Here is a 13,413-nt window from a genome sequence, read left to right on the forward strand (position 1 = left end):
GAACGAAGAACGACATGGCACAACAACTTCCGCCGGGCGCAGAGAAGGAACAGGCCGTTACCTGGCTCAGCGATGTTTCTCCGAAGGATGTCGCCGCGGTCGGCAACCGCTTCGATGCGTGGTTGCGCAAGATCAGCGGCAACCACATCACGTTCGAGGACGTGAAGACGTTTGCCGGTGCGGTACCGATCATCGGCAACATCATGGCAATGGTCGACGCGCTGGGCGATATTGCCGAAATCATCGAGAAGCGCGGCGGCCAGGTGCTCGACTACATGAGCCTTGCGATCAACCTGCTTGGCATCATCCCGGTTCCGCCGACGCTTGCGCCTTTCCGGATGTCGGCGCGCCCGCTGCTTGCGCTCGTTCGCCACGAATTGCTGATGACGCGCAACAACCTCGGCGCGGCGATCATCTCCGTGCTGGTCACGCATATCAACGCGACCTGCGCGACCGAGATCGAGGATTTTCTCAACAAGCTGAAGTCCGGTCTCGTCGAACTGCTCAACGGATGCGCATCGACGTGCCAGGAGCTCATGCTCGCGCTGGCGACCGGCATGGACAAGGCGCTGCACGGGCAACTCTTCGACGCGAACGCGAATCTGAAGCGGCAGCAGGAGATCGCAAAGAAGATGGCGGACGATCGGCCGTGGTACAGCCCGAGCCGTGTCGGCGACGGCATCCAGTTTGCGTACGAGGGGACCAAGGCGCTGGGAAAGAAGGTTGTCAACAAGACGGCGGGCACGGTGGCGAAGCTCGCGCCGGATGCGTGGCTCGAGCCGTTTCGCGGCACGGTGACGTTCCTTCGGACCGAAGCGCCGAAGATCGCGGCGTCGATTCGTTCGCTTGCCGGCAGCGAAGAAGGCAAGATGATGTGGCTGGTCTTGCAGCTGATCGAGGCCGTCGGGCGCGTCAAGGCACGCGCGAAGCTTCATGAGCAGAGTACGGACGTCAAGGCGAACGGGAAGAGCCAGGCGAAGAAGACGCGGGAGCAGGAAGGGCTGGAGAAAGTCGACGGACAAGCGCCGGTCGAAGGGGCGGGGAGGAGCACGTGCAAGGCGTGCGGGCTCGGGGCATCGGAGGCATCAATCGATTTCGCGTTTGGCGACGAAACGTTCTCCCACGTGGATTTCAACCTGCCGGGCGCCATGCCGCTCGTTTGGGAGCGTACTTATCGTTCTCGTCTGTCGGCTTATGACAATGGCGAGCTGGGTGCGCGATGGATCACGCCCTATACGACGCGCATCGACACCAAGAACGGTCAGTGGATCTATCGCGATGCGGAAGGGCGCAGCATCGAGTATCCGGCACTCGCTGCCGGCGCGGTGCACGATGATCTGTCGGAGAACCTGACGCTGTCGCGGCTCGACGATACATGGGTGACGATTGCGTACGGCCATGCCGTGCTGCATGTGTACGAGCGCCGCGGTGACGTGTTCCGTCTCGCGATGCAGAAGGACCGTGCCGGCAACACGATCACGCTGGACTACGATGCGCTCGATCGCCTGGCGCGTCTGATCGATTCGAGCGGCAATGTGCTCGCGTTCGAGCACGATCGGCATGGCCGGATCGTGCAGATCGAACACGTGCTCAAGGATGGTGTTCGTCGCACGCTGGCGAGCTACGAATACGATGCCGACGGCGATCTCGTGCGCGCGGTCGATCGCCACGGCAATGCGCGGACGTATCAGTATCGCCGTCACCTTGTGACGCGCTATACCGATCGCACGGGCCGCGGGATGACGCTCGAATGGGATGGCGCGGATGCCGAGGACAACGCAAACGCGAAGTGCATTCGTGAATATGCCGACGACGGCAGTCTCGATCTCCGGCTCGCGTGGAATCCGAACATCCGTCTGACCTACGTGACCGATGCGCTCGGACAGATGACGCGGTACTACTTCAACATCCACGGTTACGTGTATCGGATCGTGTATCCGGACGGTAACCAGGAGTGGTTCCGGCGCGATGCTCATCACAATCTGGTACTGCACATTCGGCAGGATGGCAGCATCGAGCGGAGTGAATACGACGCGCGCGGCAATTTGGTCCGGCAGGAGCGGGCGGACGGTAGCGTCGTCGAGATGGCGTACGACGAGAAGGATCAGATGATCCGGCTCGTCGACCCGAACGGGCACGTGTGGCAACGCAAGTACGACGATGCGGGCAACCTCGTCGAGGAAATCGATCCGCTCGAACACTCGACGAAGTACGAATACAACGACAAGGGTTTGCCGACGCAAATCATCGATGCGAAGGGCGGTTCGAAGACGCTCGAGTACAACGATGCGGGGCAGGTCACAAGCTATACGGACTGCTCCGGAAAGAAGACGGAGTGGCGCTATGACGATATCGGGCGCGTGATCGAGACAAAGGACGCGGCCGGTGGCGTGGTGGCCTATCGGTACGGCCCGAACGGGCAACCGACCGAAGTTCGCTCGCCTGCTGGCGTCGAGCAGGTCCAATACGATGCTGAAGGCCGCTTGCTCCGTCACACGGATCAGCTCAATCGTTCGACGCGATATGGCTACGACGCGGTCGGCCGCATTGCCAGCCGCGCTGATGCGCTCGGGCAGACGGTTGCGTATCGCTATGACCGCCTCGGGCGCCTGACCGCGTTGACCGATGCCAACTTTGCGACGTATCAGTTCCACTACGATCCGGCAGGGCGGCTGATCGAGGAAATCGGCTTCGACGGCAAGTCGACGCGTTATCAGTACGACAGCGAGAGCGGCAGTCTCGTTGCGATCGACGAAGCGGGTTGCGTGACGTCGATCGACGTCGATGTGAACGGTCGGCTGCTGAAGCGCGTCGCGGGGGAAAGCGAAGAGCGGTTTGCCTACGATCGGAGCGGCAAGTTGATCGATGCGGTGAATCGATACGGCCGCGTGCAGTTCTTCTTCGATCCGGTCGGCAATCTCGTGCGCGAACATCATGCGTACGACCTGTTCGGCGAACGACGCAGTTACGTATGGCATCACGAGTACGACGAACTCGGCAATCGGCGGCGTACCGTTCGGCCGGACGGCCATGCGGTCGACTGGCTGATGTATGGGTCCGGGCATGTGCACGGGATGCTGCTCGATGGCGAGGAGCGTGTGCAGTTCGAGCGCGATGACTTGCATCGCGAGACGGTGCGTGTGCTGTCGAGCAAGGTCGGCCAGCGCACGCACTACGATCCGGCTGGACGCGTGTTGCAGCAGACGATTCAGCGATCGACATCGCCCGCGCCGCTTGCCGAGCGGCGGTATCGCTATGACGTGGTGGGGCAGTTGTCGCGAATCGAGGACAGCCGCAAGGGCGGGACCGACTATCGATACGATCCGGTCGGACGGTTGATCGAGGCGATCAGTCCCATCGCGAAGGAACGGTTTGCGTTTGATCCCGCGAGCAACATCATCGATCCGGTGCGGACTGCGGACATGTCTGCGTCGCGTCCGAGTCCGGTGCGGCCGGAAAGCACGTTGCCGGTTGAGGTGCCGAAGGTGCTCGGTAACCTGCTGAAGGCGTATGCAGGCATGCACTTCGAGTACGACGCGCGCGGGAATCTGGTGCGCAAGCGCACGCCGGCGGGTGAGCAGGAATACGAGTGGGATGAATTCAATCGCTTGCTGTCCGCACGGGTTGCCGAGACGTCGCGGCAGAGTCAGGCGCGGTATTTCTATGACCCGTTCGGTCGGCGTATTGCGAAGGAGGTGAACGGCGAGCGGACGGTGTTCGGGTGGGATGGCGACACGCTGGCGTATGAGAGTGACGGCGAGCGCGGCACGCACTATCTGTACGAGCCGGGAACGTTCGTGCCGCTGGCGCAGTATGTTGCGGGGCCGGTTGAGGGGATCGTGACACCGGAGTGGAAGAGTACCGACCGCTATGTGCCAGAGGAAGATCCGCTGCAGAAGGTGCCGGAGCGTCGAGGCGATGCGGCGGTGTCCTATTACCACTGTGATCAGATCGGTACGCCGCAGTTGCTGACGGATGCCGATGGAGACGTCGTGTGGGAGGCGTCGTATAAGGCGTGGGGGGAAGCGCGGGAAGTGATCGCGCGGGTGTCGAAGGCGGCGGGGATCGTGGCGAGGAATCCGCTGCGGTTTCAGGGGCAGCAGGACGATGAAGAGACGGGGCTGCATTACAACCGGTATCGGTACTACGATCCAGAAGTAGGACGGTTCATTAGCAAAGATCCAATTGGACTTGCGGGTGGGCTGAATGCTTTCCAGTACGCGCCTAACCCCATCGGTTGGTTTGATCCGTTGGGGCTCAGATGCGATAGTCCAGCAGAAAAACTTCGTCGGAAGCTTTCAGCGCTTGAAGGAGCACAGGCGACTGCTGATCGAACGCGTGCGCTGCCAGACGGACGTATCCGGTACTACGATAAAGAAGCGTTAGCCAGAACTGCCGGGCCGACGAGAGGACGATCACACGTCACCGAATGGAATCCTGCTACTGGTCAAGTCCGCAGTTGGGAAGAGACGTACGACCATTCTGGAGCAGTGAATCGCGTTCATCCTAAGATGAATGATGGCGAGGTTCTGAATTTACCACACTACCCGCCGACCAAGGCAGATATAGATCAAGGGAAGGCGACGCCGGGCGGCAGAGCAATTAATTGTCCATGTAGGTGCTGATGATGAATCAACGCGATGAAAAACTGAACTTGGTCACGGAAATAATGGAGTTCATCGAAACACAACCCTATGCCCCGGAAACATGTGCTCGATATGTTTATCTCAAGTCGCTTGATGCTAGGGCATATCGCTATGGTGATAAGAGGCTCGACACGCTGCTCGACACGATTGGTGGGATGAGTGCTGGAGAGGAGTTCGTCTATTCAAAGACTGAGCTTCTAGAAATGTTGAAGGCGTACTTGTCAGAAGCGTAGTAACGAAAGGCCGCTCGAGCGGCTCCTGGTATATATGTGATTGTCGAGGTCGGGGGAGATGGAAATCAGGTACGACGGGATCGACCATTTGATCGAGCAAACGGGGGGCGACGGCAAGATGGTGCGCTATGAATACGACGAGGTGGGTTTACGGATCGCGTCACCTTGAGGAAATTACTCAACACCCCGCAGCCAAAGGCGCACCGGCACCTAGCGAGTGGCGCAATGCGACTACGACGCGGGTGGTGTTCTGCGCCCAGGCAATGTGCTTCTCGATTGGGAGAGTGAAGGAGCGCGACTTATAGACGGGGCTCGCCTATAACCGACACAGATACTACGATCCGAGTTCGGGGCGCTTCGTGTCCAAGGACCCGATCGGTCTCGCTGGCGGCAACAACCTCTATCAATACGCGCCCAATCCGACTGGCTGGATCGACCCGCTGGGGCTGGCTCGATGCCCTTGTGATCCGTGCTCGAAGTATGATGTTGGTACGTACGACGATCTCAAGAAGCGTTCAGCTTCTGGCGACGGCCTCGATATTCACCACGCGATGCAAAAACACCCAGCCGCCCAGGTTGTTGCTGGCTACGATCCAAAGACTGGCCCGTCCATAGCTGTTCCTGCTGGTGAACATGAACAAATTCCGACACGTAAGGGCGCGTATACGGAAACGGCGAGAGATTTGCTAGCTAGCGACATCAGAGACCTGAGACAACACACTGGCGCTTCTAACAAGTGCTTGCAACGGCTCATTGCGCTCAACAAGGAAATGTACCCAAAGGATTTTAAGAAATAGTATTCACGTAAAAAGGACTTCAGTCATGAATACAGAGGAATTCGTTGCTGCGATCCGGACGCATGTACAGGAGCAGGCGACAAGTGATCTTGTGAGAACTTTTACTGCCCCTCCGGGGCGGCGGCCTCGTGATCTGCTGATCAAGGTTTCGGAGTGGCGGGCTCGTTTACCGAGCGATGAACAACGGCTACTCGACGAAGCGATAGCAGAATCGGTTCGCGTTGCATTATTTGGTCTCTTTGCTGTAATCGACGGGTCAAGGGTCGTTGACGAAAATGTGGATCGGTTCATTATTACTGCTGTAGGCCACAACGGAGTTCGAGCAGAGCTTAATGAAGATACCGCAGTCGACCTTCACAGTGAGTTTGCGCCTGATTGACGAGAGTCTTCGAAGGGAGCAGTAAAAGAACAAGGGCCGCGTAAGCGGCCCTTGTTGTTTCTGGTCGCTGATGTCCGGAAATAGACCAACGCGCGGTTACTCGTTTCTCCCCTGATAATGCGAGTTCACGCGCTGCGGCTCGAGCCTTTGGATGTGCTAGCGATGACGCAGGGCACCCGATTGCGCGCAACCTTGGCGGTCTTGGTGGCGTTAAGGAAGTCTTTCCTCAGGATCCTAGTACGAATCGAGGGGCGTTCAACCGCTTTGAAAGCCAGATTGCGGACCACGTGGCTAGTGGCGACAATGTAATCGTTCGAGTTGTACCACAGTATGGATCTGGCTCAACCAGACCTGATTCAATTCTCTATCAAGCTAGGATAAATGGTGTTACGCACTCGCGGACGTTTGCGAATCCTTGTCCATGCAAATGCCCATGACTGGAGATGAAATGACGCCCACTGAACGATTGACGACCTTTATAGCGGATATGCTGCGTTGGGAGATAGCGCTTGAGGCGAAGCGACGAGCCCTGAGAGGCAACCAGGACTCATCGGTGCGTGAGCAAATGTTGACCGATGCTAGAGAAGCGCTAAACCAGATTTTTATGGAGCATCTCAGTGCCGAGGCGCTTGCTACGAAGGCGCAAAGTCGCCTCGACTTGTTGCCTTCTGGTCGTCCGCCAGAGTTTGAGCAGCAAGTGCTGGATGATACAGAGAGCAAAGTCGGTAAGACGATCTACATCGAGACGTTCAATGAAAGAGGACTCGCTCAGCGTCTCCGTTACGCGCTCGTAATGGAGCACGGTGAGCCGAAAATTGACGCCGTCTACGATTGGCGTCGGAGTACGGGTAAATGGGACAAGCAGGATTCCATCTAGAGTGAGTCACCGCGCCACATGGTGCGGGTGAAGCAAGGGCGGTTATCAGCAAAGCGGCTCGCAATGTAGGAATCAGGAATCCACTGCGCTTCGCGGACCAATTGAGATGCTGAAACGGGGTCGCTCCAGCTGCACTATAACCGGCATCGGTACTACGACCCGAGCAGCGGCCGCTTCATCTCGAAAGACCCGATCGACCTCGACGGTGGCTTCAACGTCTATCAATATGCGCCCAACCCGACCGGCTGGATCGATCCGTTAGGGCTTTCGAAGCAATGTCCTAAATGCTTGCCTAGCTGCAACGATTACGCGTCTCAGGGGCCGAAAGATTCAACTGAGATGGCCCCAAAGCATATCAACCAAAATTCGGTAACGTTCTCTACGCCCACAACACAAGGCCACATTGATCTGCAAGGGGCATCGCATTTCGATAAGGCCACGGGAACAGATATTCCGACACCTCATGTTCAGACTCGTACAATTAACGTTGGGCCAAACGGCCAAGTGACGACGTCGAAAAAGACAGAGGTTACAAGGGCTGCGACTAAACAAGACGTTCGTGTTGCAAGGGAACTGGCGAGACGAAAGGGGCTGTGCAAATGAGTGATCTGATTGATGCTTTGCAAAACTGGTATACCTCCCAATGCGACGATGTTTGGGAGCACTCTTATGGCGTCGAGATTACCAATATTGACAACCCGGGCTGGAGGGTCAAGGTAAGCGGTGCGTCAGGGAGGAAGCCTGTCGATATGAATGTAGAGCGCGATGAAGAAAATTGGATCACGGTGAAGGCAACCGAAACGGAATTCGTCGGGTACGGTGGTCCTGGTAATCTGAATGAACTACTGGCGCTCGTTGTCGATTGGTTGCGATAAGTACGAAGGGCCGCGAGAGCGGCCCTTGTTGTTGGTGCGATGAGTTGAAGCTCGCCGTTCAGGTGGCGGTAATGGTGAGCTTGCCGTGTTGGACGTGAACGTGGAGCTTCTGTCCGGCGTGGAAACCTGCGTCGTGTGTCAGCCAGCGGCCTGAGATCTTGATAAGGGATTGCGGCCGATGTGCGGGGCTTCGCGTCCAAGGAGCGTGAGACGGGGCTTTATTACAACCGGTATCGGTACTGCGATCCGAGTGGTGGGCGCTTCGTGTCGAAAGATCCGATTGGGTTAGCTGGCGGGGTCAACGTCTATCAATATGCGCCGAACCCGGTACAGTGGATTGACCCGCTAGGGCTCACGAAATGCCCTTGCGCCGACGACTTCGAGAAGATTCTCGCCGACGAAGGTGTCGTGACCGGAAGGCACGGTGACCTGAGAAGGATTGGCGGGCAACAAGACTCACATCACATTTACCAAGATGCCGCCGTGAATGGTCTGCCAAACTGGGCATTACGGCTGATACGCTGACTCGTGTGCCAAGGAATGGAAATGGTTCAACCAGGAGATGTTAGTGTGAGCAAATGGATTACAGATGATATGATTTTGGAGATATCCAAGATATGCGAATGTTTTTCAAAAAATATTTTCGAAAAATTGGTTTCGAATGGAAACTTTGACGCCAAAGAGTCGGAGGGGATTAAGAGGAATATTTTGGAATATCTGTGCGGGGATGTTCTGGATGAGAATGCGCTAAAAAGGATTGGAGTCCATGATAGAGGCTACATCGTTAGTCACGTGAAGTTGTATGAAATTGATCCGGGGGCGCCATCAGGGTCCAGTAAGAGGATGCAACTCGATCTAATAATAGATGGCGTTGAAAGTGACCTTGCTCTTGTTGCGCATGCATATAAAATGGCTGAAGGGGATAGGATTTTGATTTACGATGCTCTGACTTTGTAGGGTTGGTTTGCTGCTGAATGAGAGTGGAGGTTTTGCGTTTCCGGGTTATTCTTTTTCGATGGGGCGTGCAGTCGCTCAGTTGAGGTGAGGTGATGTTGATACGTATCGATTGGCGTGAATTGTATGTTGATGAGTAAAAATTTTCGATATTGATGCAAGGTGGGTCACCTTCGCTTCTTTTTTTGGATTGGTTCGGGAAGGGGGCAGATGATTGCGTACGATTTTGATTCGGACCTGACCGCCATATTATGTCTATTTGGCTAGGGAGTCTGATGAAGAAGATGGTGACTTCGTAGGTGTGGCGATCACGGAAGTCGTAGTATCTTGCCCAAAGTTCAATCGGCAAAAAGTATAGATGCGGGATGCAGGTTTCAAGTGGTGTTTAGGAGGAACGCGCGGACCGACAGCAACCACCGAGTCCACTGCGCGCATACGGAATTGGCATAATCACGGCTCGCTGATACGAGCGCCGTGACGCAGGCACTTTCGTGCACCTGCCACATCGCTGCTCCTGCGCATTGACTCCAGTCCCGTTACCACTGCAATACCCATGTCGACCACCACCACGACCGAAGTGTCGTTGCAACACATTCTCGAACATCCCGGCGACTTCTCCGGCTGGCTCTGCCTGCCGCCGACGCCGTGGACGCTCGATACAGAGGGCGCATTCACCGAAGACGCCGACGACCCCGAGACCAATACGCCACCGGCCATCGCACAGCAGCCCGGCTGGCGCGTCACGCTGAACAGCGCGACGATCGAAGACATCGTGATCAACGCGCACGATCAGGTCGACGAACCGAGCGTCGCCCAATTGCTCGACGCGTTCCTTTTCTACGTCGAGAACGACGCATTTATCCTGTTCTGATGACACGCCGGCGAATGCGAACGACGACAGTGATCGAGCAAACAACCGTCGGTAACCGTTCGCACGTGACGGAAGTGACGCGCGACGACCCCGCGCAAGCGATCGCGGCCGTCGAACGACTGAACGGTCGCGATCGCTCGACCATCGCCTTCGACGCGAGCGATGCGACGGTGATGACGATCGGCGGTGGCCATGACGGCAGATATGTCGTCTTCATCGCATCGGATCGACGCCGCATTGCTGAACCTGACGGCACCCGAAGCACCTGCAGACGAAATGATCGAACTCGTGGCGGGCGGCCAGCGAGGTAGCTATTCGGCGCGACAGTGCGTCGATCGTGCAACGGCGACGCAGGCGGCAGCCTATTTCGTATCGACCGGCGGCGCCGATCCGCGGTTATGCTGGCAACCCGGCTGATTCGCCGCGGGACAGGAAGGAAATGAATATTGCACACGATCCGGCAGCATTGCGCGCGCAACAGGAAGCGGATTTGCGCACGCTACGGTCTGCACGCCGCCGAGCCCGAAGAGGGGTACCGTCGCGATGTCGACGCTCGGGCGTATGCCTGTCTATGACACGCGCATCGCGCTGTCCGAAGGCGACGACGTCGGCTGGTTTTTCCATTGCGGCGAATACTCGGACGCCGCCGATTTCTATCGGCCGTTGCGCGCCGCGTACCTGTCGACCTACTTGCCTTCGGTCCTGCCCTATCTGCGGCTGCCAGCCGGCGCGCGTTTCATCATCGACGATGCAGGCTATGAAGATGTCTGGATAGCGTGGCGTATCGGTACGCGATCGAACTTTTTCAGCTGTCCAGAGGATGCGGGGCAAAAACGAAAAAGGACCGCCGAGCGGTCCTTTTTCCATGCAGCATCAACGTCGAACGAAGCCCGCCCCTCAAGGCAACGAAATCGTCAAATTAGCCGACTCCGGCCCGACCTTGATCACCTGCGAATAAGGCGCCAACGCCTGCAGCGTCTTGTCCTTGAGATAAGTATTGAGCCCGAGGTACCCGAGCAGTGCCACGAGTGCAAACACCGCCCCGATCGCCCAAACCGGCACCTCACGCTTCAACCGATGCGCGATCTGATCCGGCAACGGCCAATGCGGCGCGAACGGCGCCCGCTTGCCTTTCATATGCGCGATCTCATCGCCCAGCCGCGCGGTGAGGTAAGCGAGCTTCTCCGGCCCTTCGAGCAGATACTTGCCCTGGAACCCGAGCAGCAGACACATATGAAACACCTCGAGCGACTGCAGCCGCGCCGCGCCCTGCGCACGGCAATCCTCGAGATACTGATAGAACTTCTCGCCCGCGAGCTGCTCGCCGAACAGCACGAGCTGCAGCGGCCGGCGTTCCCAGTCGGCCCGGATCTTGAACTGCGACGACAGCACCATCTCGTCGATCGCGGCGCAGAACGCGAATTTCGCGCCGTAGACGTCCTCGGCAGCGATATTCAGCTTCTTCGCACCGCGCTCGAAATCCGACAGGAACTCCTGGATCCGCGTGCTGAACTCGCTCGCGCTGTCCGGTTCCCGCCCGTTCTTGAGCAGGAACAGCATGAAGAAGCCGTCGTACAGCAAATCGAGCAGCGAACGCGCCTGGAACGCGGAGTCCGTCGACGCCGGGGTATGCATGGGTGCCGGCGCATTGTCGCCGAACAGGGAAGGCGCGTAGCTCATGATGTGACCGCGATCAGTTCGAATTTCAGGTCATTGATGCCAGTCGGCGCATAGATCATCGCGGACTGGGCCTGCAGCATGCGCTCGTACAGCGGGCTGCGCGAATCGAGCGCGAAGTAGCACGCGCCCGGCCGCACCGGAATCGCGGGCGGCACCTGCGGCGTGTACGACAGCCGCACGCCGGGCATCGCCGACAGCACGAGCTTGTCGACGTCGTCGGGCGCGCCGACCTTGAAGCGGGCCGGCACGGCATCGACGAGCTCGACGCTCGGCATGTCCGCGGACACGGCCAGATAGAACTCGGTCTTGTCGTCGATCTTGCCGGAGTCGAGGCGGCCCAGGTGGAACGACGGACGTACCTCGTCGAGCGTGATCGCGAAATAGCGCGTCGAGATCACCGTGTCGAGCAGCTCGCGCAGCATCAGGTCGAGACGCGCAAAGCTCGGTCCCGGATCGTCGTGTCGGTAGACGGGCAGGTCGGCGAGCGAATAACCCTTCGAGAACGTCATCAACTGGCCCGCGAGGCGCAGCAGTTCCTGGAACAGCCGCTCCGGATGCAGCGCCGCGTGCTGGTGCAGGTGCGCGAGCGTCGCGAATGCGGCGTTCGCGGTGTGCAGCAGCCAGAACGATGCGATGTCGCCCGAGCGGAACTCGATGATGTTCTTCGACGGCTCGCGGTGGAAACCGTACAGCGCGTTCACCTTCGCCTGCAGCGCGTCGACGAGCTGGCGCAGCCGCTGGTGCAGGATCGGCGATGCCTCGATCGCGAGGCACGGCGGCACGAAGCTGTCGTCGATCTCGAAACCGGAGGTCGCGGTGCGGCGCACGCGGACGAGCGGCACCGACAGCAACTGGTCGCGCGGTTCGCTGTGCGCGATCAGTTTGACCTGCGTCTTCAGGAACGTGATGTCGGCTTCGGCGGCATCGGTGAAGTTGTCGGCGACGCTCGTCTGCTCGCTGACGAAGCGCGTCATGAAGCCGGCGGCCGGATCGTCGCTGTAATTGGCGCCGTTCTCGCGCAGCGGGTGCAGCGCGAGATAGAACACGAATTCGTTGATGCCCTCGGGCAGGGTATCCAGCGCGATCGGTGGCGGCAGGTCGTCGGCCTGCGGCGCGGCATACAGCGCACCGTCCGGAAACACGAGCGCGAGTTCGGCGACCCGCAGCACGTTGCTGCCGAGCGCGTCGCGATCGATGCGCACCGAGCGCACGCCCCAGTTGTACGGCTGGATCGCCTGGATGGACTCGAACAGGCGCGCCTCGTGGTACGCGTCCTGTCGCTGAAAGTGTTGAGGCCGGAGGAACAGCCCTTCCCCCCACAGCACCTTGGCCGAATAACTCATGTCAAATCCGGTTAATGTGGCGTTGCGATGTAATCGATTTGGTCGTGCCCGAATTAAATCGCCAATTGTTAACTCTTGTTAATTGACATTCGTGCGACATGTTTAACCGCAGGACACCGAAGACAGCATATTCAGCGGTTGTGACGGCGCACCCTGCTGCGGTGCAATGACGGTGCCATCGGTGACCGTCATCGCGCAATTATGCAGGCCGATGATTATGCCGGATTTCTCCGACTTCACCGGATCGAACGTCAGTTTCCATCGCTGGAGTGCGGGATCGCGGAACAGTGCGACGATGCCGAACGCCTGCGCCTCGCGCGAAACCTTCTCGGTCGCCGTATAGCGCTGGCCCGGAATCAGCGTGATTTCACGTACGTTCAGCAGGTCGGCGCCGAGTGCGGCCTTTTCCTTGGTCGGATCGGTGAAGGCGTCGAACGGCGCTTGCTGGAACGACGTCGGGTCCTTCAGCGTATAGAGCCGCACGACGAGCGCGAGCGGCTTGTTGTCGGTCGCGGCATTCAGGTTCGGCGCCGCGGCGAGCGTGATGCCGAGGTTGCGCGGCGGCTTTTGCGCGTCGGGCACCTCGGGCTTGCCGATGCCGGCCGCGGACATCACGGCGCTCGCGGCCGAGCCGAGCAGCGGGGCGGCCGCGCATCCGGCCAGCAGGGCGCACGCAACCAGCGGCAGCGCGTAGCGAATCATGGACGATCTCATGTGTTTCCGGCGTGCCGCCTTTATCCCTGTCAAGACTGCCAGGT

Annotated in this window: 16 protein-coding genes and 2 pseudogenes; 14 read left to right on the forward strand and 4 right to left on the reverse strand. The window is 58.7% G+C overall.

Features of this window, described 5'->3' with window-relative positions; genetic code table 11:
- Positions 1-14 precede the first annotated feature (14 nt).
- From VXM69_RS21345 to VXM69_RS21385, 9 genes and pseudogenes are all read left to right on the forward strand, one after another.
- Positions 15-4,625: an RHS repeat-associated core domain-containing protein gene (locus VXM69_RS21345; protein ID WP_367190139.1), complete on the forward strand. Its 4,611-nt coding sequence runs from the start codon at positions 15-17 to the stop codon at positions 4,623-4,625.
- Positions 4,625-4,879: a hypothetical protein gene (locus VXM69_RS21350; protein ID WP_367190140.1), complete on the forward strand. Its 255-nt coding sequence runs from the start codon at positions 4,625-4,627 to the stop codon at positions 4,877-4,879. The genes VXM69_RS21345 and VXM69_RS21350 overlap by 1 nt, the downstream gene beginning before the upstream one ends.
- A gap of 58 nt (positions 4,880-4,937) precedes the next feature.
- Entirely contained in the window at positions 4,938-5,048 is a 111-nt protein-coding gene (locus VXM69_RS21355) for an RHS repeat domain-containing protein (RefSeq protein ID WP_124609908.1), read from the forward strand.
- A 148-nt stretch (positions 5,049-5,196) separates the two neighbouring features.
- Positions 5,197-5,676 (forward strand): annotated as a pseudogene (locus VXM69_RS21360) (RHS repeat-associated core domain-containing protein); the annotation flags it as partial.
- 25 nt (positions 5,677-5,701) lie between these two features.
- Positions 5,702-6,055 (forward strand): hypothetical protein, encoded by a 354-nt coding sequence (locus tag VXM69_RS21365; RefSeq protein WP_367190141.1) that lies wholly within the window; start codon positions 5,702-5,704, stop codon positions 6,053-6,055.
- An 80-nt stretch (positions 6,056-6,135) separates the two neighbouring features.
- Positions 6,136-6,492: a DNA/RNA non-specific endonuclease gene (locus VXM69_RS21370; protein WP_083286573.1), complete on the forward strand. Its 357-nt coding sequence runs from the start codon at positions 6,136-6,138 to the stop codon at positions 6,490-6,492.
- 11 nt (positions 6,493-6,503) lie between these two features.
- Positions 6,504-6,932 (forward strand): NTF2 fold immunity protein, encoded by a 429-nt coding sequence (locus VXM69_RS21375; RefSeq protein WP_167361862.1) that lies wholly within the window; start codon positions 6,504-6,506, stop codon positions 6,930-6,932.
- A 177-nt stretch (positions 6,933-7,109) separates the two neighbouring features.
- Positions 7,110-7,535 (forward strand): hypothetical protein, encoded by a 426-nt coding sequence (locus tag VXM69_RS21380; protein ID WP_244131199.1) that lies wholly within the window; start codon positions 7,110-7,112, stop codon positions 7,533-7,535.
- Positions 7,532-7,807 (forward strand): immunity 53 family protein, encoded by a 276-nt coding sequence (locus VXM69_RS21385; protein ID WP_124609909.1) that lies wholly within the window; start codon positions 7,532-7,534, stop codon positions 7,805-7,807. Before VXM69_RS21380 ends, VXM69_RS21385 begins: the two co-directional genes overlap by 4 nt.
- A gap of 58 nt (positions 7,808-7,865) precedes the next feature.
- Here VXM69_RS21385 and VXM69_RS21390 read toward each other — a convergent pair.
- Positions 7,866-7,979: pseudogene (locus VXM69_RS21390) on the reverse strand (SymE family type I addiction module toxin); the annotation flags it as partial.
- 8 nt (positions 7,980-7,987) lie between these two features.
- Between VXM69_RS21390 and VXM69_RS21395 the strand changes: the two are divergent.
- The 5 genes from VXM69_RS21395 to VXM69_RS21415 all read left to right on the forward strand — a co-directional run bounded on the left by VXM69_RS21395 (position 7,988) and on the right by VXM69_RS21415 (position 10,049).
- Positions 7,988-8,332 (forward strand): RHS repeat-associated core domain-containing protein, encoded by a 345-nt coding sequence (locus tag VXM69_RS21395; protein WP_301742731.1) that lies wholly within the window; start codon positions 7,988-7,990, stop codon positions 8,330-8,332.
- 21 nt (positions 8,333-8,353) lie between these two features.
- Positions 8,354-8,764, forward strand: coding sequence for a hypothetical protein (locus VXM69_RS21400; protein ID WP_367190142.1), 411 nt, complete (start codon positions 8,354-8,356; stop codon positions 8,762-8,764).
- 550 nt (positions 8,765-9,314) lie between these two features.
- A complete protein-coding gene (locus VXM69_RS21405) occupies positions 9,315-9,632 on the forward strand; it encodes a hypothetical protein (RefSeq protein ID WP_034187531.1) in 318 nt (105 codons plus the stop codon).
- A gap of 14 nt (positions 9,633-9,646) precedes the next feature.
- Positions 9,647-9,943, forward strand: coding sequence for a hypothetical protein (locus VXM69_RS21410; protein WP_301742733.1), 297 nt, complete (start codon positions 9,647-9,649; stop codon positions 9,941-9,943).
- On the forward strand, positions 9,909-10,049 hold the full coding sequence (locus VXM69_RS21415; RefSeq protein ID WP_366917819.1) for an Imm1 family immunity protein: 141 nt from the start codon (positions 9,909-9,911) through the stop codon (positions 10,047-10,049). The genes VXM69_RS21410 and VXM69_RS21415 overlap by 35 nt, the downstream gene beginning before the upstream one ends.
- A gap of 480 nt (positions 10,050-10,529) precedes the next feature.
- Here the strand turns inward: VXM69_RS21415 and icmH are convergent, their stop codons facing one another.
- The 3 genes from icmH to tssJ form a co-directional block, all read right to left on the reverse strand.
- On the reverse strand, positions 10,530-11,312 hold the full coding sequence (gene icmH / locus VXM69_RS21420) for a type IVB secretion system protein IcmH/DotU (RefSeq protein WP_034187530.1): 783 nt from the start codon (positions 11,310-11,312) through the stop codon (positions 10,530-10,532).
- A complete protein-coding gene (tssK, locus tag VXM69_RS21425) occupies positions 11,309-12,655 on the reverse strand; it encodes a type VI secretion system baseplate subunit TssK (RefSeq protein WP_367190143.1) in 1,347 nt (448 codons plus the stop codon). Before tssK ends, icmH begins: the two co-directional genes overlap by 4 nt.
- Before the next feature lie 102 nt (positions 12,656-12,757).
- Positions 12,758-13,369: a type VI secretion system lipoprotein TssJ gene (gene tssJ, locus VXM69_RS21430; protein ID WP_034187528.1), complete on the reverse strand. Its 612-nt coding sequence runs from the start codon at positions 13,367-13,369 to the stop codon at positions 12,758-12,760.
- Between the last annotated feature and the right edge of the window lie 44 nt (positions 13,370-13,413).

The organism is Burkholderia sp. Ed8 (assembly GCF_040761425.1).
Taxonomy (GTDB): Bacteria; Pseudomonadota; Gammaproteobacteria; order Burkholderiales; family Burkholderiaceae; genus Burkholderia; species Burkholderia seminalis.

What these genes read in the sequence shown, in the direction of transcription:
- icmH (WP_034187530.1), bottom strand. Translation starts at nt 11,312, where the DNA reads ATGAGCTACGCGCCTTCCCTGTTCGGCGACAATGCGCCGGCACCCATG.
- tssJ (WP_034187528.1), bottom strand. Translation starts at nt 13,369, where the DNA reads ATGAGATCGTCCATGATTCGCTACGCGCTGCCGCTGGTTGCGTGCGCC.
- VXM69_RS21385 (WP_124609909.1), top strand. Translation starts at nt 7,532, where the DNA reads ATGAGTGATCTGATTGATGCTTTGCAAAACTGGTATACCTCCCAATGC.
- VXM69_RS21415 (WP_366917819.1), top strand. Translation starts at nt 9,909, where the DNA reads ATGATCGAACTCGTGGCGGGCGGCCAGCGAGGTAGCTATTCGGCGCGA.
- VXM69_RS21375 (WP_167361862.1), top strand. Translation starts at nt 6,504, where the DNA reads ATGACGCCCACTGAACGATTGACGACCTTTATAGCGGATATGCTGCGT.
- VXM69_RS21410 (WP_301742733.1), top strand. Translation starts at nt 9,647, where the DNA reads ATGCGAACGACGACAGTGATCGAGCAAACAACCGTCGGTAACCGTTCG.
- VXM69_RS21400 (WP_367190142.1), top strand. Translation starts at nt 8,354, where the DNA reads ATGGTTCAACCAGGAGATGTTAGTGTGAGCAAATGGATTACAGATGAT.
- VXM69_RS21355 (WP_124609908.1), top strand. Translation starts at nt 4,938, where the DNA reads ATGGAAATCAGGTACGACGGGATCGACCATTTGATCGAGCAAACGGGG.
- VXM69_RS21405 (WP_034187531.1), top strand. Translation starts at nt 9,315, where the DNA reads ATGTCGACCACCACCACGACCGAAGTGTCGTTGCAACACATTCTCGAA.
- VXM69_RS21350 (WP_367190140.1), top strand. Translation starts at nt 4,625, where the DNA reads ATGATGAATCAACGCGATGAAAAACTGAACTTGGTCACGGAAATAATG.
- VXM69_RS21345 (WP_367190139.1), top strand. Translation starts at nt 15, where the DNA reads ATGGCACAACAACTTCCGCCGGGCGCAGAGAAGGAACAGGCCGTTACC.
- VXM69_RS21365 (WP_367190141.1), top strand. Translation starts at nt 5,702, where the DNA reads ATGAATACAGAGGAATTCGTTGCTGCGATCCGGACGCATGTACAGGAG.
- tssK (WP_367190143.1), bottom strand. Translation starts at nt 12,655, where the DNA reads ATGAGTTATTCGGCCAAGGTGCTGTGGGGGGAAGGGCTGTTCCTCCGG.